The sequence below is a fragment of the Jiangella ureilytica genome (assembly GCF_004348545.1).
In the GTDB taxonomy this organism is placed as follows: domain Bacteria; phylum Actinomycetota; class Actinomycetes; order Jiangellales; family Jiangellaceae; genus Jiangella; species Jiangella ureilytica.
Map to the genome: position 1 here is coordinate 1 of NZ_SMKL01000101.1, position 17,517 is coordinate 17,517.

Genomic DNA, 17,517 nt, shown 5'->3' on the forward strand with positions numbered 1-17,517 from the left:
GGGTCGTCGAGGGCGGGGCCGGCGGCGACGGCGTCCGGCTCGCGCTGGCGCAGGCCGACCTGGTGCTCGACGGCATCCTCGGCATCGGCGGACGGGGCGGGCTGCGGGGCGACGCGGCCAGGCTGGCGGCGCTGCTGCGCGAGGGCCGGAAGGCGGGCGTCGTCGTCGCCGTCGACCTCCCCAGCGGCGTCGATCCCGACACCGGCGAAACCCCCGGTGACGCCGTCGTCGCCGATCACACCGTCACGTTCGGCGGGCTGAAGCCGGCCCTGGTGATCGACCCCGCGGCCGCCGCGTCCGGCACGCTGCATGTCGTCGACATCGGGCTCGGACCGTACCTGCCGGAGCCGGCCATGACCGTGCTCGACGACGCCGAGGTCAGCGCGCTCCTGCCCGACCCCGGCCGCGAGTCGGACAAGTACTCCCGGGGCGTCGTCGGCGTGCTGGCCGGCTCCGGGCAGTTCCCCGGCGCCGCTGTACTGGCCGTGGGTGGCGCGCTGCACGGCGGCGCCGGCATGGTCCGCTACGCCGGGCCGGGCGCCGTCGCCACCGAGGTGCGGCAGCGCTGGCCCGAGGCGATCGCCGGGCCGTCGCCCGACGCCGTCGGGCGGGTGCAGGCGTGGACCATCGGCTCTGGGCTGGGCGACGGGCGCGGCGACGACGTCGGCGCGGTCCTCACGGCCGGACTGCCGGTGCTCGTCGACGCCGACGGCCTGCGCTGGCTGCCGGACCGGTTCACCGGTCCGGCGCTGCTGACCCCGCACGCGGGTGAGCTGGCCCGGCTCCTCGACGTCGAGCGGCCGGTCGTCGAGGCGCGCCGGCTGCACCACGCCCGGCTGGCCGCACAGCGGTGGAACGCCGTCGTGCTGCTCAAGGGGTCGACGACGGTGGTGGCGGCGCCCGACGGGCGGGTGCGGGTCAATCCCACGGGCACGTCGGCGCTGGCGGCCGCGGGCACGGGCGACGTGCTCGCCGGACTGGCCGGATCGCTGCTGGCCGGCGGGCTGTCACCGCTCGAGGCGGGGAGCGTGGCCGCGTACGCGCACGGGCTGGCCGGGCAGCGCGCGGCGGCCGGCACCGGGTATCCGAGCGCCGGCGACGTCCTGGCCGCGCTGCCTGCCGTCCTGCGCTCCCTGCGCGGCCCTGTGCCATGAGCACCACCACGCACCGGTGCGTCGTGGTGCTCATGGCGGAGCGAGCCGCCCGGCCGGCAGGGGCGGGCGCCCCTTGTCGGTGCGGGCTGACAGAATCGCAGACGTGGTGACCGACCAGGACGCCCGCTGTCGGCGGCGCTTGACCCGAGCGGGGACGTGGTGACCGAGCTGAACACCCACGGCCCCGGGCCCGTACCGCACGCGGAGGTGCGGGTCGACCTGGCCGCCATCCGCGACAACGTCGCCGAGCTCGCCGTCCGCGCCGCTCCGGCGCAGGTCATGACCGTCGTCAAGGGCGACGCGTACGGCCACGGGCTGGTGCCGGTGGCGCGCGCCGCGCGGGCCGGCGGCGCCTCCTGGCTTGGCACCGCCACGCTGGCCGAGGCGCTGGCGCTGCGCGCGGCCGGGGTCGACGGCCGGGTCATGGCCTGGCTCAACGCGCCCGGCGAGCGGTGGGCCGACGCGCTGGCCGCCGACGTCGACGTGTCCGCGTCGGCGCCGTGGGCGCTGGCCGAGATCGCCGCCGCGGCCCGCGAGACCGGCCGCACCGCGCGGGTGCACCTCAAGGCCGACACCGGCATGGGACGGGCCGGGGCGCCGCCGGCCGACTGGCCCACGCTGGTCGACGACGCCCTGAAGGCCCAGGCCGAGGGGCTGGTCGAGGTCGCGGGCCTCTGGTCGCACCTGGCTCGCGCCGACGAGCCGGGCGAGCCGGCCAACGCCCGGCAGCTCGCCGCGTTCCGCGACGCCGTCGACCTCGCCGAGGCGCGCGGCGTCCGGCCCGAGGTCCGGCACCTCGCCAACTCCGCCGCCACGCTCACCATGCGCAGCGCCCACTTCGACCTCGTCCGTCCGGGCCTGGCCACGTACGGGCTGTCGCCGGTGCCGCAGCAGGTCGCTCCGGCCGACGTCGGCCTGCGTCCGGCCATGTCGGTGCGGGCTCGGCTGGCGCTGGTCAAGCGGGTGCCGCCCGGGCAGGGCGTCTCGTACGGCCACCTCTACGTCACCGACCGCGAGTCCTCGCTGGGCCTGGTCCCGCTCGGCTACGCCGACGGCGTGCCCCGCCATGCGTCCGGCGGCTCCGCGGGCCCGGGCGCGCCGGTGCTCATCCGCGGCGTCACGCGGCGCATCGCCGGCCGGGTCTGCATGGACCAGTTCGTCGTCGACCTCCGCGACGACGACGTCAACGCAGGCGACGAGGTGGTGCTGTTCGGCGACGCCGCCGCCGGCGAGCCCACGGCCCAGGACTGGGCCGATGCCACCGGCACCATCTCCTATGAGATCGTCACCCGGTTCGCTCCCCGGCTTCCTCGGGTATACGTCAACGGAGAGCTGTGAGCAGGCTGGTCGCCGCCGGGCGCACGGCCGGCATCGTCGGCGCCTGGGTGGGTGTGGCCACTGCGGGCGCCGCCGTCGGATTCGCCGCGGAGCGCTACGTGATGGGTAGGTCGTTGAAGCAGGACGATCCTTACGCCGACGAGCCGTTCGGCTCGCTGCGCGGTGCTGCACGCACGGTGGTCACCGACGACGGCGTCGCGCTGCACGTCGAGGTCGATGACGCTGCCGAGGCGCTCGATCGAGGTGCGCCCACGCTGGTGTTCTGCCACGGCTTCGCCCTCACCATGGACGCCTGGCACTTCCAGCGCCGCGACCTTCGCGGCAGCGCGCGGCTGGTGTTCTGGGACCAGCGCGGGCACGGCCGGTCCGGCCCGCTGCCCGACGACACCGAGCTCTCGTTCCGCCGGCTCGGCACCGACCTCGGGCAGTTGATCGACGAGGTGGTGCCCCAGGGGCCCATCGTGCTCATCGGGCACTCCATGGGCGGCATGACGCTGCAGGCGCTGGCCGAGGAGCGGCCCGAGCTGTTCGGCCGGCGCATCGTCGGCGCCGCGCTCATCGCCACCAGCGGGCAGAAGCTCGACGTGTCCGGGCTCGGCCTTCCCGGCTACCTCGGCCGGCTGGCCGGGCGCGCCGCTCCCGCCGCCGTCTCGATCCTGGCCCGCAAGCCCGAGCTGGTCGAGCGCGGCCGCAAGATGGGCAGCGACCTCGCCTACGTGCTCACCCGGCGCTACGCGTTCGCCGAGGGCGGCTCCCCGAAGCTGGTCGAGTTCACGGCCATCATGAACGCCGCCGTGCCCATCGACGTCGTGGCGCGGTTCTTCCCGCTCTTCGGCGAGCTCGACGCGGCCGAGGCGGTCCCCGTCCTGGCGAAGATCCCCGTGCTCGTCATCGGCGGCGAGCGCGACCAGATGACGCCGGTCCAGCACAGCCGCGACCTCGCGGACACGCTGGTAGACGTCGAGTACATCGAGGCCACCGACGCCGGGCACATGGTGCTGCTCGAGCGGCACGAGATGGTCACCGAGGCACTGCGCACGCTGGTGGAACGGACCCGCCGCGGCGGCCGGCCGCGGCGGCTGAGCAGCCGCATCGCGTCGGTCCGGCGCCGGCGCCCCGACCGGCCGGCGGCCGGCCGCGAGGTCTCAGGCGCAGACGAGTCCCGCAAGGGACAAGGGGAGAGGAGGAAGCGGTGATCGACCTCGACGTCCCGGACGCCGAGTCCATGACGGCGCTGGGCGAGCGGCTCGCGGCGGTGTTGCGGGCCGGCGACCTCGTGCTGCTCGGCGGCGACCTCGGGGCCGGCAAGACGACGCTCGCCCAGGGCGTCGGCGCCGGGCTCGGTGTGCGCGGGCCCGTCACCTCGCCGACGTTCGTCATCGCGCGCGTGCACCCGTCACTGGTCGAGGGCCCGCCGCTCGTGCATGTCGACGCCTACCGGCTGGGCGGCTGGGACGAGCTCGAGGACATCGACCTCGAGGCCACCCTCGACGAGGCCGTCACGCTGGTCGAGTGGGGCGAGGGCGTGGCCGAGGGGCTCGCCGGCGACCGGCTCGAGATCCACATCGACCGCTCCCACGGCGGCGACGGCGATCCCGGCGAGGTGCGGCACGTGCACGTCCGGGCCGTCGGCGGCCGCTGGGACGAGTCGGCGCTGGCGACCGCGGTGCGGCCGTGACCGAACGCCTGGCGCTCACCGACGACGAGCTGGCCGCGCTGCTGGCCGTCGGTTCGGACGTCTGCGACGCCGATCTCGCCGGGCGCGACCTCACCGAGCTGGTCGAGGTGGCCGGGCCGGCGCCGCGGGTGTTCCGCCGCTGCGACCTCACCGACGCCCGGCTCACCCGCGGCGCGCTCATCGGGGCCACGTTCGAGGCCTGTGTCGTGGACGGAGCCGGCTTCGGCCAGGCCGACCTCGACGGCTCGGTCTGGAAGGGCGGCTCGGCGGCGAAGGCGGTGTTCAGCGGTGCCGACGTCTCCGATGCCGCGTTCGACGGCGTCGACCTCGCCAACACCGTCTGGCGCGACACCCTGATCGCGGGCGCCGCCTTCACCGGCTGCCGGCTGGTCGGCGCCCGGTTCGACGAGTCGCGCGGGCTGGGCGCGACGTTCCGGCGCTGCAACCTCATGCTCGCGGGGATGGCCGGCATCAGCCTGCGCGGCCAGGAGCTCGACGGCCTGCGCCTTGACGACGCCGACCTGTCCGGCGCCGACCTGCGCGACACCGTCTGGACCGACTCGCGGCTGCGCGGCGCGGTGCTGCGGGCCGCCGAGCTCGACGGCGCCGACCTGCGCGGCGCCGACCTCGGCGACTTCTCCTGGCAGGAGGCGCAGCTGCTCTCCGGCGCCACCATCTCGGCCGATCAGGCCTCGAAGCTGCTGGCCCAGCTCGGCATCGTGGTCGACTGACGGCGTCAGCTCGGCCGGGCGTGCACCTTCGTCAGGTCGATGTCGATGGGGTACGGCGCCTTGCTGCTCAGCCGGTCGTGATGGATCCCGGTGCCCGTGTACTCCTGGATCGCGTTGAGGACGTAGGTGTAGACGACGGGGCGGCCGCCGTCCTCCTCGATGCGCCAGAAGTGTTCGATGCCCGCCAGCGCGTACTTGTGCGGCTTGGTGTCGCGGTCGCGTTCGATCGAGTCGGGCGACACGACCTCGATGGCGAGCACGACGTCATCGCCGAAAAAGTGGGTCGCCTTGTCACTGCGGTTGTACGCCTCGGCGGTGATCACGGCGACGTCAGGCTCGGGCACCTGCCGGTCACCGAGCCGGACCGACATCTCACGGATCGCGCGCAGCCCGTCCGGTGCCTGCCGGTCGAGCTCGTGCACGAGCAGTTCGATGACCTTGCTGTGCCAGAGCTGCTGAGGGCTCACGAAGACGAGGCTCCCGTCGATCAACTGGGTGTGCTTCGGCAACCCTTCGAGCTTCAGGAACTTCTCGGCCGTGAATCCGCCGGGTGGGTACACCCAGGACGGCACGGGCTCCGCGACGGGCGCGGGAAGAGTCTCTGCGACCATGCCGGCAACACCTCCTTCCAACGAGCCCCCTCGTTGGCTCAAGGGTATCAACGCGGGCCGGGAGCAGTCAGTTCGTGCACGTCAGCCGGGTCCTGGGCCGGGCGGTCGCCGGGATGGCGCAGCGCGATGAGGAACGCCACGGCCAGCGCCACCGCCATCGCGATCAGCACGGCGCGCATGCCCTGGGCGAAGTCCTGCGCGACCGCCCGTTCGACCGCACCGCGCGCCGCCGCGGGCACGCCGCTCAGGTCGCGGTCGCCGCCGCCGCCGGTGGCGGCCCGCTGGGCGAGCTCGTCGGCGTTGCTCCGGTCCACGCCGAGGCCGACCAGCGAGGACGCGAAGCGGCCGGTGAACACATGCGTGGCGAGGGTGCCGAGCACCGCGAACCCGAGCGCCGACCCGTAGTTGCGGATCGTCTGGTTGATGCCGGTGACCTCGCCGTAGGACGCGTCGTGGGCGCGGCTGACCGCGTCGGCGCTGGCCGGCCCGAGCAGGAACCCGATCCCGGCGCCGGCCAGCAACAGCGGGTGGTGCTGGTCCGCGGCGTCCAGCGTCGTCACCTGCGTCGCCCACCACACGTAGCCGGCGATGCCGACGGCGCAGCCGAGCAGGATCGTCGGCTTCGCGCCCCAGGCGTCGAAGATGCGCCCGCCGACCTGCGCCGCCAGCAGGAAGCCCAGGAAGTACAGGAGCAGCAGCGTGCTGGCGCCGCCCGCGTCGAGGTCCAGCGACACCGCCGCGTACACGCTGAGGAAGTACGACACCGGCACGAACGCGATCATCGCGAAGAACAGCACGCCGGAGTCGACCCGGAAGCCGCGCAGCCGGAAGATGTCCAGCCGGATCAGCGGCGGCCGCCGTCGCCGCTCGACCAGCCCGAACAGCACCAGCAGCGCCGCACCGCCGGCCAGGCAGGCCCACGTCCAGACGCTGGTCCAGCCCCACTCCGTCGCCTGCGAGAAGCCCATCACGCTGAGCGCCATGCCGGCCGCCACGAGGGCCGCGCCGGGCCGGTCGATCTCACCGGGCCGGCGGTGCGCGCCGATGGGCGCCAGCATGACGCAGACCAGCGCGGCCGCCGCGACCGGCAGGTTGATCCAGAAGATCGTCCGCCACGTCCACTCGAGCAGGTAGCTGCCCAGGATCGGCCCGAGCGCGGTGAACGCCCCGGTGAGGCCGAAGAACATCGCCGTCGACCGGCCCCGCTTCTCCGGCGGCGCGGCGCCGTAGACGATCGAGATCGCCGCGGGCAGCAGCACCGCCGCGAAGACCCCCTGCGCCGCCCGCGCCGTGATCAGCCAGGCCTCCGCCCACGACGTGTCGGGGGTGGCGCCGCACAGCGCCGACGTGACGGCGAACCCGGCGACGCCGACCAGCACCATCCGGCGGGCGCCCCAGGCGTCGGCGATCCGGCCGCCGAGCGCGAACGTCGCCGCCAGCGCCACCAGGTAGGCGTTGATCACCCATTCGCCCTCGTTGCTGGTGAGGCCGAGGTCGCGCTGCAGTTCGGGCGACGCGATCGCCACGATCGTCTGGTCGATGAACGACATGGAGACCGCCAGGATCATCGCCACCATGACGAGCGGCGACAGCCGGGCGGTGCGGGTCGACTCGGTCATGACCATCCACCCTCACCCCGGGCTCGCCGCGCCCAGGTCACCCGAACTGGGTGAGGTGGGTGCCGCGGACGTAGGGTGGGCGGGTGCTGTTGCTGGCCCTGGACACGTCGACCCCCGCGGTGACGGTGGCGCTGCACGACGGCGAGCGGGTGCTCGCCGACGCGACCACCGTCGACCCGCGCCGGCACACCGAGCTGCTCATGCCGCTGGTCACCCAAATCCTCGCCGAGGCGGGCGCCACCCGCAGCGACCTCACCGAGCTCGCCGTCGGCGTCGGCCCGGGGCCGTTCACCGGCCTGCGCGTCGGCCTGGCCGCGGCCCGGACCATGGGCGCCGTCCTCGACCTGCCGGTCCGCGGCGTCTGCAGCCTCGACATCCTTGCCTACGGCGTGCTGGCCACCGACCCGCCGGGCGAGCCGTTCGCCGTCGCCACCGATGCCCGCCGCCGCGAGGTCTACTGGGCCGCATACGACGCCGGCGGCGCGCGCACCGGCGGGCCCGACGTCGGCCCGGCCGCCGATCTGGGGACGACGGCGACGCCCGCGGCCGGGGCAGGGGCCCGGTTGTACCCCGGCGCGTTCGCCCGGGCCCTCGACCCCGAGTACCCGTCGGCCGCCCACCTCGCCGCCGCCGTCGCCGCGAGGGCCGTCGAGATCCTCCCGCCCGACCCGCTCTACCTGCGCCGCCCCGACGCCACCCCGCCGAGCGCGCGCAAGAGCGTCCTGACCCGGTGACGGCCGTGACGGCCGCGCTGCGGCCGATGACCCGGCCGGACCTCGACGTCGTCGTCCCGCTGGAGCAGGAGCTGTTCGCCGGCGATCCGCCCTGGTCCGCGGCACAGTTCGAGTCCGAGCTGGCCGGTGTCCCCGACGTGCGCTGGTACGTCGTCGCCGAGGCCGGCGGCGTCGTCGTCGGCTACGCGGGACTCCAGGCGCCGTCCCACCCCGGCGACGCCGCCGACGTCCTGACCATCGCCGTCGCGCCGTCGTCGCAGCGCGGCGGGGTGGGGACGCTGCTGATGACGGCGCTCGAGACCGAGGCGCGTCGCCGCGGCGCGGGCGAGCTGCTGCTCGAGGTCCGCGCCGACAACGATCCGGCGCTGGCGTTCTACGCGCGGCACGGGTTCGAGCGCATCGCCGTCCGGCGCAAGTACTACGGCGGCGGCCGCGACGGGCTGGTCCTGCGCAAGTGGCTGCGGGCCGCCCCGGCGGCCGAGGGATAATCGGCGACGTGAGCGACCAGCCCCTGATCCTCGGCATCGAGACCTCCTGCGACGAGACCGGCGTCGGCCTGGTGCGCGGCACCACGCTGCTCGCCAACGCCGTCGCCAGCTCCGTCGACGAGCACGTGCGCTTCGGCGGCGTCGTCCCGGAGGTGGCCAGCCGGGCACACCTCGAGGCCATGGTGCCGACGCTGCACCGGGCGCTGGCCGAGGCCGGGGCCGGGTTGGGCGACGTCGACGCCGTCGCCGTCACCGCAGGTCCCGGGCTGGCCGGCGCGCTCATGGTGGGGGTGTCGGCGGCCAAGGCGCTCGCCGTCGCGCTCGACAAGCCGCTCTACGGCGTCAACCACCTGGTCGGCCACGTGGCGGCGGAGCAGCTCGAGAACGGGCCGCTGGCCGAGCCGGTCGTCGCCCTGCTGGTGTCCGGCGGCCACACCGAGATCCTGCTCGTCGAGGACATCGCCACGTCGGCGACGCTGCTCGGCCAGACGCTCGACGACGCCGCGGGCGAGGCGTTCGACAAGGTCGCCCGGCTGATCGGGCTCAAGTACCCGGGCGGGCCGAACATCCAGCGCGCGGCCGCCGACGGCGACCCGGGCGCGATCCGGTTCCCGCGCGGCCTCACCGGTCAGCGCGACCTCGAGCGGCACCGCTACGACTTCTCCTTCTCCGGCCTCAAGACCGCGGTGGCGCGGTGGGTCGAGACCGCCGAGCGCGAGGGCCGGGCGGTCCCGGTCGGCGATGTCGCCGCCGGCTTCCAGGAGGCGGTCGCCGACGTGCTCACTCGCAAGGCGGTCCTGGCGTGTCAGGAGCGCGGCATCTCGACCATGGTCCTGGCCGGCGGCGTCGCGGCCAATGCCCGGCTGCGCGAGCTGACGCGGTCGCGGTGTGCGGCCGCCGGGATCGAGCTGCGCCAGCCGCGGTTCTCGCTCTGCACCGACAACGGCGCCATGATCGCCGCCCTCGGCGCCGCCGTCGTCGAGCGCGACCTGCCCCCGTCGTCGCTCGACTTCGCCTCGGACTCCTCGCTCCCGGTCACCCAGGTGCTCGTCGGTTAGAGGCGTTCGAGGGCTCCGGGGAGCTCGCTGATGTCGTCGAGGACGACGGCGGCGGTGCCGGCCAGGACGGCGGGGTCGGGCGGGAAGTGCGGGTTCGGCACCGCGACGACGGTCATGCCGGCGGCGCGGGCAGAGCGCAGCCCGTTGGTGGAGTCCTCGACGGCGGCGCAGCGCCGGGGGTCGACGTCGAGGCGGCGGGCGGCCTCGAGGTAGACGTCCGGGGCGGGCTTGCCGGAGGTGACCTCCTCGCTCGACACGGCCACGGGCACCAGCGACGTCAGGCCGGCGAACTCGAGGAACGCCGTGATCAGCACGGGCGGTGACGAGCTCGCGATGCCGACGAGATCCCGTGCGGCGACGGCCCGGACGGCGTCGACCGCGCCGTCGATGACCGGTGGGGCGTCGGCGTAGCGGCGGGCCATCTCGTCGACGACGGCGGCAGCCAGCTGTTCCGCGGTGAGGCGCGCCCCCAGGTCCTCGACCAGGTAGCGGGCCCATTCGGGCGTGCTCATGCCCTGCATCGCCCGGGTCGCTTCGTCGGTCCACGCGCCGCCGTTCTCCGCGACGACCGCCCGGCGCACCTCGTCCCACGCTCGCTCGGAGTCGACCAGCACGCCGTCGAGGTCGAAGATCACCGCATCCATGCCCGCCACGCTAACGGGGCTCGGGGATGAGCCAGAGACCGCCGCGCGGGCGGAGGGTGATCAGCGGCTCCAGCCGCAGCGGCCGGCCGGGAACGGGGCGCAGCCGCCACCGCCGAGCGATGGTCGCGAGCCCCAGCACGGCTTCGGTCCAGGCGAAGCCCTCGCCGATGCAGCGGCGCAGGCCGGCGCCGAACGGGAAGAACGCCCACCGCGGCCGGTCAGCCGACCCGGCCCCGTCGGACAGCCAGCGCGAGGGGTCGAAGGAGTAGGGCTGCGGCCACCAGCGCGGATCGTGGTGGACGATCCACTGCGGCAGCAGCACGAGGTCGCCGGGCTGGATGACCTGCGAGCCGACGGAGTACTCGACCAGCGCCTGGCGACCCATCATCCACGACGGCGGGTACATGCGCAGGGCCTCGGAGACGACGGCGCGGCACAGCGGCAGCCGGTCGGCGTCGGCGGCGACCGGCCGGTCCCCGGTGACGACGGCATCGACCTCGTCCTGCACCGAGCCCTGGACCGACGGATGCGCCGCCAGCAGGTGCAGCGCGTACGCCAGCGTGTTCGCCGTCGTCTCATGGCCGGCCAGCAGCAGCGTCGTCGCCTCGTCGCGCAACTCCTGCGACGACAGGGCAGCGCCGTCGCCGTCGGAACCCAGGACCAGCGCGGACAGCAGGTCGCCGCCGTCGTGACCGGACGCCGCCCGCTCGGCCACCACCGAGTCGACCAGGCCGTGCAGCCGCTGCCGCCCGCGCTGCAGCCGCCGCAACGGCCCCACCGGCAGCGCCTGCAGCTTCTCGCTGAACGGCAGGAACGCCAGCTTGTACGCGCTGAGGAAGTCCGCCAGCGCCTCTTCGACGGTGCTGACGTCGACCGATGTGCCGAGCAGGGTCGACGCCGCCGTCTCGACCGTCATGCGCACCGTCGACGCGTGCACGTCCAGCGGCTCCCGCGGCACCCACGCGCCGGCGGTGTCGGCGGCCCGCTCGATCATCACCGACGCGTACCCGGTGATCCGCCGCGAGTGGAACGCCGGCTGCACGAGGTCGCGGTGGTGCCGGTGCACGTCGCCCTCGGCGGTGAGCAGGCCGTCGCCCAGGACGACGCGGGCGCGCTGCAGCACCATGCCCTTGCGAAACCCGGCCGCGTCGGTGACCAGCACGGAGCGGACGAGGTCGGGGTGCGCCAGCTGCCAGACGGGGAACGGCCCGAGCCGGAACCGGGCGACGTCACCCTGGTCGCGGTGCGTCGACGTGATGAAACGGAGCCGATCGGACTGGAACGCGGGCAGGTCACCGACGACCGGCAGCGAACGGCGCATACCCCGACGCTACGAGGGGGCCGCGCGCGCCGCCACCCGTTCGCTCACGGGACGGACGGCGGGCGTGGCAGACTGGCGGAAATGCGGCGACTGCTCTTCCTCCTCGCCGGCGCACTGCTGCTGGCCTCGTGCGGGCCCGGCGACGACGGTGACACCGGCGGCAACGACGACGGCGACACCCCGGCCGCGACCGGCGAGCCGACCACCGGCCCCTCCCCGTCGCCCACGCCGGCCACCCCGCCGCCGCTGGCCTGGGGACCCACGCAGGACGAGTACGACCGGGCGGCCGCGCTGGTCGCGGACATGCCGGTCGAGCGGCAGGCCGGCCAGGTCATCGTCGCGCGCTACAGCGGCCTCGAGCCGCCGCTCGCGCAGATCGCCGAGCTCGGCCTGGGCGGCGTCATCCTCATGGGCGACAACGTCGAGTCGCCGGAGCAGGTCCAAGAGGCGACGGCGGCCATCCAGGAGGCCGACGACCGCGAGTTCCCCGTCATCATCGGCATCGACCAAGAGGGCGGCACGGTCGCGCGGATCAAGGAGCCGGCGACGGAGTTCCCCGCCTACATGACGCTGGGCGCGTCGCGCGACACCGCGATGGCCGCCGAGGTCGCGCAGGCCAGCGGAGAGGAGCTGCGGGCCATGGGTCTGACCATGGTCTTCGCTCCCGACGCCGACGTCACCACCGGCCCCGACGACCCCACCATCGGGACGCGCTCGGCGTCGTCGGACCCGCAGGTCGTGGCCGAGACGGTGCGGGCCTCGCTGCAGGGCTACGCGGCGTCCGGCATCGTCGCGGTGGCCAAGCACTTCCCGGGACACGGCTCGGTGCCGGCCGACAGCCACGAGGAGCTGCCGGTGCAGACGGCCGGCCTCGACGAGCTGCGCGCCCGCGACCTCGTCCCGTTCCGGGCGGCGGTCGAGGCCGGCGCGGAGGCCGTCATGGTCGCGCACATAGAAGTGGATGCCGTCGAGTCAGGTCTGCCGGCGTCGCTGTCGCCCAAAGTGATCGGGCTGCTCCGCGACGAGCTCGGCTTCGAGGGCGCCGTCATCACCGACGCGCAGGACATGGCCGCGATCAGCGAGGGCTACGGCTCCGGCGCCGCGGCCGTCCGGGCGCTGGCCGCGGGCGTCGACATCGTGCTGATGCCGGCCGACGTCGAGTCCGCGCACACCGCCATCGTCGACGCCGTCGCGAGCGGCGAGCTGCCCGCGGACCGGCTGGCCGAGGCGGCCACCCGCGGCGTCGCGCTCATGCTGCACGCGGCCTCCGGGCCCGCCGCCGACCCGGCCGCCGTCGGCAGCCACGAGGACCTCTCCTACGCCGAATCGCTGGGCGGGGTGACGGTGGTCGCCGGGGCCTGCGAGGGGCCGCTGGTCGACGGCGCCATCCGCGTGGTCGGCGGCGAGGAGGCCGACCGCGTCCGGTTCGACGAGGCGGCCGGGGCCGCGGGGCTCACCACCGACGCGAACGCGCCCACCACGGTCCGGCTGCTCGGCGGCACCGACCCCGGCTCCGGCGACGTCGTCGTCGCGCTCGACCGGCCATACGCGCTGGGCCGCAGCGACGCGCCGGTGAAGATCGCGCTGTACGGACGGACGCCCGGCGCGTTCCGGGCGCTGGCCGAGGTGCTGGCCGGCACGTCGGCGGCGACGGGCACGCTTCCCGTCACCGTCGACGGCGTCGACCAGCAGGGCTGCCCGGCTCAGTAGGCGATGGGCACCCGGACCCGCAGCTCGGACGGCCGGCGGTCGGCCCAGACCGCGTAGGGAATCGCGGTCTGCGTGACCGGGCGGCCGGCCGGGCCGGGCGCCCCGTCCAGCGTCGCCCAGCCGGCGCCGTCCCAGGCGGGATCCGCGCCTTCGTCGGCGGGCCTCTCGCAGCAGTGGATTCGGACCCTGGCGCAGCGTGGATACAGAGTCCAGAGGGGTGAGCTCAGACCGCGGGAGCGGCGCCGCGCAGGTCGTCGTCCATCTGGCTGAGGTGGCGCTCCATGGCCAGCCGCGCCTCGTGGGCGTCGCCGTGGCGCAGCGCCCCGAGGATGGCCTGGTGGTGGCGGAGCGCCGCGCGCCGGATGCCGGGGACGGACGAGGTCTGGCGGCGGGTCTGCACGAGCAGCGGGCCGATGCTGTCGAACAGCAGAGGCACGAACGGGTTGCCGCTGGCCCGCATGACGACGGCGTGGAAGCGTAGGTCGGCGTCGACGACCGCCTCGAGGTCGTCGCGCTCGCCGGCCTCCCGCATGCGGGCGATGGTGGCCTCGAGCTCGGCGAGGTCGGCGTCGGTGCGGCGGTCGGCGGCGAGCTGGACGGCGCCGACCTCGATCATGCGGCGCGCCTCGAGCAGCCGGGCCGCCACGAACGCCGTGGACCCCAGGCCGCCGGCGGACACCCGCATGACGGCGTCGAGCGACGTCCAGTCCTCGGTGGGGTTGACCTGGGTGCCGCGGCCGCGGTTGATGCGGACGACGTTCTGCGTGCGCAGGATGCGGACCGCCTCGCGCACGGTGAGCCGGCTGGCGCCGAACTTCTCGGCGAGGTCGGCCTCGGGCGGCAGCGTGGCGCCGGGCGGCAGGGCGCCGTCGACGATGGACTGCAGGACCAGCTCGGCGATGTCCTCGGCCATGGTCATGGCGACGCCACCGGCCTGGCCGCCGTCGCGTCCGCCGTCGGATCCGTCACCCGATCATCGTAGCCGCGCCGCCCACGGGTCCCGGGCGGCGCGGCAGGTCGGGCGAGGTCAGCGCGACGACGCGAGCGCCGTCAGCGCCGTGCTGACGAAGACCCGGACGCCGTAGGCGAGCGCCTTCTCGTCGATGTCGAAGTCGCCCTGGTGCAGGTCGCCCATCTTCGGCAGCGCGCTGCCGTGGACGCCGATGCGCGCCAGCGCCAGCGGCACGTGCTCGCCGTACCAGGCGAAGTCCTCGCCGCCCATGCTGGTCTCGGTGCCGGTGACGGCGTGCGCGCCCAGTTCCGTGGCGACGGCCTGGCGCATCAGCGCGACGGTGGTTTCGTCGTTGACGACGGGGGGCACGCCGCGCTCGTAGTCGATCTCGACCCGCGCGCCGCTGGGGTGCGCGATGTCGCGGACGACGGCGCGGACGTACTTCTCCGCGTCGGCCCAGGCGGCGTGGTCGAGCACGCGGACGGTGCCGCGCAGCATGCCCTCGGACGGGATGGCGTTGGGCGGGCCGCCGGCCTGCAGCGACCCCCACACCAGCTGGAACCCGGCGCGGATGTCGATCTGCCGGGCCAGCAGTGCCGGCGCGTCGGTGGCGATGCGCGAGATGGTGTCGACGAGGTCGACGGTCAGCTGCGGGCGGGCGGTGTGGCCGCCGGGGCCGGACACGCGCACCTCGACGAGGTCGCAGGCCGCGGTGATGGGGCCCGAGCGCATGCCGATCTGGCCGACCGGCAGCCGCGGGTCGCAGTGCAGCGCGAACGCCCGCTCGACACCCTCGAGCGCGCCGGCGGCGATGACCTCGCGGGCACCGGCCATGATCTCCTCGCCGGGCTGGAAGATCACGCGGACCCGGCCCGGCAGCTGCGGCACCTTGGCCAGCGCCATGGCCGCCCCCAGTGCCATGACCGTGTGCGCGTCGTGGCCGCAGGCGTGGCAGACGCCGTCGACGGTGGAGCGGTAGGGGACCTCCTTGAGGTCCGGGAGGGGCAGGGCGTCGATGTCGGCGCGCAGCGCGACGGTGCGCGAGCCGGTGCCGATGTCGACGACCACGCCCGTGCCGCGCGGCAGGACCCGCGGCTCGAGGCCGGACATCCGCAGCTGCCGCACGAGGAGGTCGGTGGTCTGATGCTCCTGCAGGCCGAGCTCGGGCCGCGCATGCAGCATCCGCCGCAGCGCCGTCAGGTCGTCGGTATGAAGATCGAGCCAGCTCGCAAGCCAGTCGTAGGTCACTCGGTCACAACCCCGTAGCCATCTCTTCCAAGAGGCTGTCGACGACCTTCGTCAAATCACCGCCGTTCGCCTCTGCAATTGTCCGTTGCCGCTGGTAGCTCGCTCCGCGCGCGACAATGCGCTGGATACCGGCGAGCTCGTCGGCGCAGGACAGTCTACGGGCAATGGGCATGAGTTCGTCGGCCAAATCGAGTAACGCTCGGCGCACGGGCACCACATTGTCCAGATCGTCCACGATGATCTCGGCGTCGAGGCCGAACCGGGCCGCGCGCCACTTGTTCTCGCGGACCACCCAGTTCTTCGGCGACGGCAGCGTGTACCCGCGGTCGATCTCGCGGTCCAGCCGCTCGACCAGGCACTGGGCCAGCGCGGCGACGGTGCACACCTCGTCGAGCGTGGGCAGGCCGTCGCAGATGCGCAGCTCGACGGTGCCGAAGTCGGGGTGCGGGCGGATGTCCCACCAGACCTCGCGCACCGAGTCGATGGTGCGGGTCGAGATGAGCGTGCCCATGTAGCTCTCGAACTGGTCCCAGCCGGACAGCTGGTACGGCAGGCCCGCGGTGGGCAGTGCCTCGAACACCTTGCTGCGCGACGACGCCAGGCCTGTGTCGTGGCCCACCCAGTAGGGCGACGACGCCGACAGCGCCAGGAAGTGCGGGACGTACGACGTCAGGGCGTTGACAATCGGGATGACTTTCGCCGGCGACCGGACGCCGACGTGCACGTGGACGCCGAAGATCTGCAGCCGCCGGGCCAGCCACTGGAGGTTCTCGACGAGCTGTTCGTAGCGCGGCTTCGGGCTGATCTTCTGGCTGTTCCAGTTGGTGATCGGGTGGGTGCCGGCGCACATGAGCGCGAGGCCGCGGCGGTCGGCGGCCTTGGCGACGGTGCGGACGGTCTCGGCGAGGTCGGCGCGTGCCTCGCCCACCGTGGTGCACACGCCGGTGACGACCTCGATGGTCGACTGCAGCAGCTCGTGCTTGGCCTTCGGATGCTCGGAGGCGCCGGCGGGACGCAGTTCGTCGAGGATCTCGATGGCGCCGGACGTGAGCTCGCGCGTCTCCGGATCGATGAGCTGGAGCTCCCATTCCACGCCCAGACTGCTGTGGGCGGAGGGCGAGAACGGGATCTGCATGTCCGGAAGTGTTACACGCCTCCCGGTATTTTCGGAATGCCCCGTCTCATGGCATTTGTGAAATGAAACGAGCCAGTTCTTGACAAGTGGCATCGCTTCGCCAACGGATGCGAGTCAAGAGCACTTCGGCCCTTCGGGGGTCGACTCGCACCCGGCGCACCAGCGTCGGGCAGCGTCGTGCGGTGAGCGGGCTGGCTCAAGATCCAATTTTCGCAGCCGCCCTGCGCGCTGACAAGCCCGGCGCCTGCGAGGATGGGCGTGATGACTCTCACCGGCGCGGAGCCCATCGCGTTCGCGCACCGCGGCGCCATGGCCCGGGAGCGCGAGAACACCCTGCCGGCGTTCGAGCTGGCCCTGCGACTGGGGGCCACCGGTCTCGAGAGCGACGCCTGGGTCACCGCCGACGGCGTCGTCGTCCTCGACCACGACGGCGTCGTCGGGCCGCGCTTGCGCCGTCGCGCCATCTCGTCGGTCCCGCGGGCCGAGCTGCCCGCGCACGTCCCGTCGCTGGCGGAGCTCTACGCCGCCTGCGGGACGGCGTTCGAGCTCTCGCTCGACGTGAAGGATCCGGCGGCAATCGGGCCGGTGGTGTCGGTGGTCCGGGCGGCCGGCGTGGCGGAGCGGACCTGGCTCTGCCATCACTCGCTCGCCGTGGTGACCGAGTGGCGCGGACTGGCCGGCGACGTGCGGCTGGTCGACTCCACCCGGGTGAGCCGCCTGCAGGACGGCGTCCGCGGCCGGGCCCGCACGCTCGCGGCGCGCGGCATCGACGCGGTCAACCTCCACTGGCAGGACTGGACACCGATCTACGTGGAGCTGTTCCACGAGGCCGGCGTGCACGCCTTCGGCTGGGACGCCCAGACGGCGAAGGTCCTCGACCGCCTCCTCGCCACCGGCATCGACGCGGTCTACGGCAACCACGTCGACCGGCTGGTCGCCGCCGTGGCGCGCCTCGCCCCTCCCGTCCCCGAATGATCACAGTGAGATGCTTTGTGGTCCTGGGGTCGGGTGCGGCTGACTCGAATGATCAGTGACCGTGGTGTCTTGTGAACGACCTGTCGTCGTGCCCGGTCCTGGGGTTTGCACGCGACCGGAC

Annotated in this window: 17 protein-coding genes; 10 read left to right on the forward strand and 7 right to left on the reverse strand. The window is 74.2% G+C overall.

The window, feature by feature from the left end:
• The 5 genes from E1212_RS27105 to E1212_RS27125 form a co-directional block, all read left to right on the forward strand.
• Positions 1–1,154, forward strand: a 1,154-nt coding sequence (locus E1212_RS27105; protein WP_131988328.1) for an NAD(P)H-hydrate dehydratase, incomplete at its 5' end; no start/stop codon positions are given.
• A gap of 159 nt (positions 1,155–1,313) precedes the next feature.
• On the forward strand, positions 1,314–2,492 hold the full coding sequence (gene alr, locus E1212_RS27110; protein ID WP_238992503.1) for an alanine racemase: 1,179 nt from the start codon (positions 1,314–1,316) through the stop codon (positions 2,490–2,492).
• Positions 2,489–3,688, forward strand: coding sequence for an alpha/beta fold hydrolase (locus E1212_RS27115; RefSeq protein WP_203417304.1), 1,200 nt, complete (start codon positions 2,489–2,491; stop codon positions 3,686–3,688). Before alr ends, E1212_RS27115 begins: the two co-directional genes overlap by 4 nt.
• 29 nt (positions 3,689–3,717) lie before the next feature.
• The gene (tsaE, locus tag E1212_RS27120) at positions 3,718–4,170 is read left to right on the forward strand and encodes a tRNA (adenosine(37)-N6)-threonylcarbamoyltransferase complex ATPase subunit type 1 TsaE (protein ID WP_203417312.1); all 453 of its coding nucleotides are present in this window, start codon (positions 3,718–3,720) and stop codon (positions 4,168–4,170) included.
• Positions 4,167–4,901, forward strand: coding sequence for a pentapeptide repeat-containing protein (locus E1212_RS27125; protein ID WP_203417306.1), 735 nt, complete (start codon positions 4,167–4,169; stop codon positions 4,899–4,901). The genes tsaE and E1212_RS27125 overlap by 4 nt, the downstream gene beginning before the upstream one ends.
• 5 nt (positions 4,902–4,906) lie before the next feature.
• Here the strand turns inward: E1212_RS27125 and E1212_RS27130 are convergent, their stop codons facing one another.
• Positions 4,907–5,512, reverse strand: coding sequence for a Uma2 family endonuclease (locus E1212_RS27130; RefSeq protein WP_131988330.1), 606 nt, complete (start codon positions 5,510–5,512; stop codon positions 4,907–4,909).
• A gap of 47 nt (positions 5,513–5,559) precedes the next feature.
• Entirely contained in the window at positions 5,560–7,131 is a 1,572-nt protein-coding gene (locus E1212_RS27135; protein ID WP_131988331.1) for an MFS transporter, read from the reverse strand.
• 83 nt (positions 7,132–7,214) lie between these two features.
• On the opposite strand from E1212_RS27135, the gene tsaB reads away from it, so the two are divergent.
• Genes tsaB through tsaD form a run of 3 tightly spaced genes read left to right on the forward strand, consistent with a single transcriptional unit; the run spans position 7,215 to position 9,411 of the window.
• Entirely contained in the window at positions 7,215–7,865 is a 651-nt protein-coding gene (tsaB, locus tag E1212_RS27140) for a tRNA (adenosine(37)-N6)-threonylcarbamoyltransferase complex dimerization subunit type 1 TsaB (RefSeq protein ID WP_131988333.1), read from the forward strand.
• Positions 7,862–8,353 (forward strand): ribosomal protein S18-alanine N-acetyltransferase, encoded by a 492-nt coding sequence (rimI, locus tag E1212_RS27145; RefSeq protein ID WP_203417308.1) that lies wholly within the window; start codon positions 7,862–7,864, stop codon positions 8,351–8,353. Before tsaB ends, rimI begins: the two co-directional genes overlap by 4 nt.
• An 8-nt stretch (positions 8,354–8,361) precedes the next feature.
• Positions 8,362–9,411: a tRNA (adenosine(37)-N6)-threonylcarbamoyltransferase complex transferase subunit TsaD gene (gene tsaD / locus E1212_RS27150; protein WP_131988335.1), complete on the forward strand. Its 1,050-nt coding sequence runs from the start codon at positions 8,362–8,364 to the stop codon at positions 9,409–9,411.
• Here the strand turns inward: tsaD and E1212_RS27155 are convergent.
• Both E1212_RS27155 and E1212_RS27160 read right to left on the reverse strand, forming a co-directional pair.
• Positions 9,408–10,055, reverse strand: a complete 648-nt coding sequence (locus tag E1212_RS27155; protein WP_131988337.1) for an HAD family hydrolase — start codon at positions 10,053–10,055, stop codon at positions 9,408–9,410. The two genes, tsaD and E1212_RS27155, sit on opposite strands and share 4 nt — an antisense overlap.
• 10 nt (positions 10,056–10,065) lie before the next feature.
• Positions 10,066–11,376 carry a cytochrome P450 gene (locus tag E1212_RS27160; protein ID WP_131988339.1) on the reverse strand — a complete coding sequence of 437 codons (1,311 nt, stop codon included), beginning with the start codon at positions 11,374–11,376 and terminating at the stop codon, positions 10,066–10,068.
• A gap of 81 nt (positions 11,377–11,457) precedes the next feature.
• Here E1212_RS27160 and E1212_RS27165 point away from each other — a divergent pair, with 81 nt between their 5' ends.
• Entirely contained in the window at positions 11,458–13,086 is a 1,629-nt protein-coding gene (locus E1212_RS27165; protein WP_203417310.1) for a glycoside hydrolase family 3 protein, read from the forward strand.
• A gap of 223 nt (positions 13,087–13,309) precedes the next feature.
• On the opposite strand, the gene E1212_RS27170 is transcribed toward E1212_RS27165, so the two are convergent.
• The 3 genes from E1212_RS27170 to E1212_RS27180 all read right to left on the reverse strand — a co-directional run bounded on the left by E1212_RS27170 (position 13,310) and on the right by E1212_RS27180 (position 16,421).
• Complete coding sequence (locus E1212_RS27170; protein ID WP_131988341.1) at positions 13,310–14,005, reverse strand: FadR/GntR family transcriptional regulator; 696 nt, start codon at positions 14,003–14,005, stop codon at positions 13,310–13,312.
• 108 nt (positions 14,006–14,113) lie between these two features.
• Positions 14,114–15,286: an amidohydrolase gene (locus E1212_RS27175; RefSeq protein WP_238992505.1), complete on the reverse strand. Its 1,173-nt coding sequence runs from the start codon at positions 15,284–15,286 to the stop codon at positions 14,114–14,116.
• Between the two features lie 4 nt (positions 15,287–15,290).
• Complete coding sequence (locus E1212_RS27180) at positions 15,291–16,421, reverse strand: glutamate--cysteine ligase (protein WP_131988343.1); 1,131 nt, start codon at positions 16,419–16,421, stop codon at positions 15,291–15,293.
• 261 nt (positions 16,422–16,682) lie between these two features.
• On the opposite strand from E1212_RS27180, the gene E1212_RS27185 reads away from it, so the two are divergent.
• On the forward strand, positions 16,683–17,396 hold the full coding sequence (locus E1212_RS27185; protein ID WP_131988345.1) for a glycerophosphodiester phosphodiesterase: 714 nt from the start codon (positions 16,683–16,685) through the stop codon (positions 17,394–17,396).
• Positions 17,397–17,517: the final 121 nt, after the last annotated feature.

Coding starts and splice junctions, on each gene's coding strand:
- tsaE (WP_203417312.1), top strand. CDS start 3,718: ATGACGGCGCTGGGCGAGCGGCTCGCGGCGGTGTTGCGGGCCGGCGAC.
- E1212_RS27130 (WP_131988330.1), bottom strand. CDS start 5,512: ATGGTCGCAGAGACTCTTCCCGCGCCCGTCGCGGAGCCCGTGCCGTCC.
- E1212_RS27135 (WP_131988331.1), bottom strand. CDS start 7,131: ATGACCGAGTCGACCCGCACCGCCCGGCTGTCGCCGCTCGTCATGGTG.
- E1212_RS27155 (WP_131988337.1), bottom strand. CDS start 10,055: ATGGATGCGGTGATCTTCGACCTCGACGGCGTGCTGGTCGACTCCGAG.
- E1212_RS27160 (WP_131988339.1), bottom strand. CDS start 11,376: ATGCGCCGTTCGCTGCCGGTCGTCGGTGACCTGCCCGCGTTCCAGTCC.
- E1212_RS27165 (WP_203417310.1), top strand. CDS start 11,458: ATGCGGCGACTGCTCTTCCTCCTCGCCGGCGCACTGCTGCTGGCCTCG.
- E1212_RS27170 (WP_131988341.1), bottom strand. CDS start 14,005: ATGACCATGGCCGAGGACATCGCCGAGCTGGTCCTGCAGTCCATCGTC.
- E1212_RS27180 (WP_131988343.1), bottom strand. CDS start 16,421: ATGCAGATCCCGTTCTCGCCCTCCGCCCACAGCAGTCTGGGCGTGGAA.
- E1212_RS27185 (WP_131988345.1), top strand. CDS start 16,683: ATGACTCTCACCGGCGCGGAGCCCATCGCGTTCGCGCACCGCGGCGCC.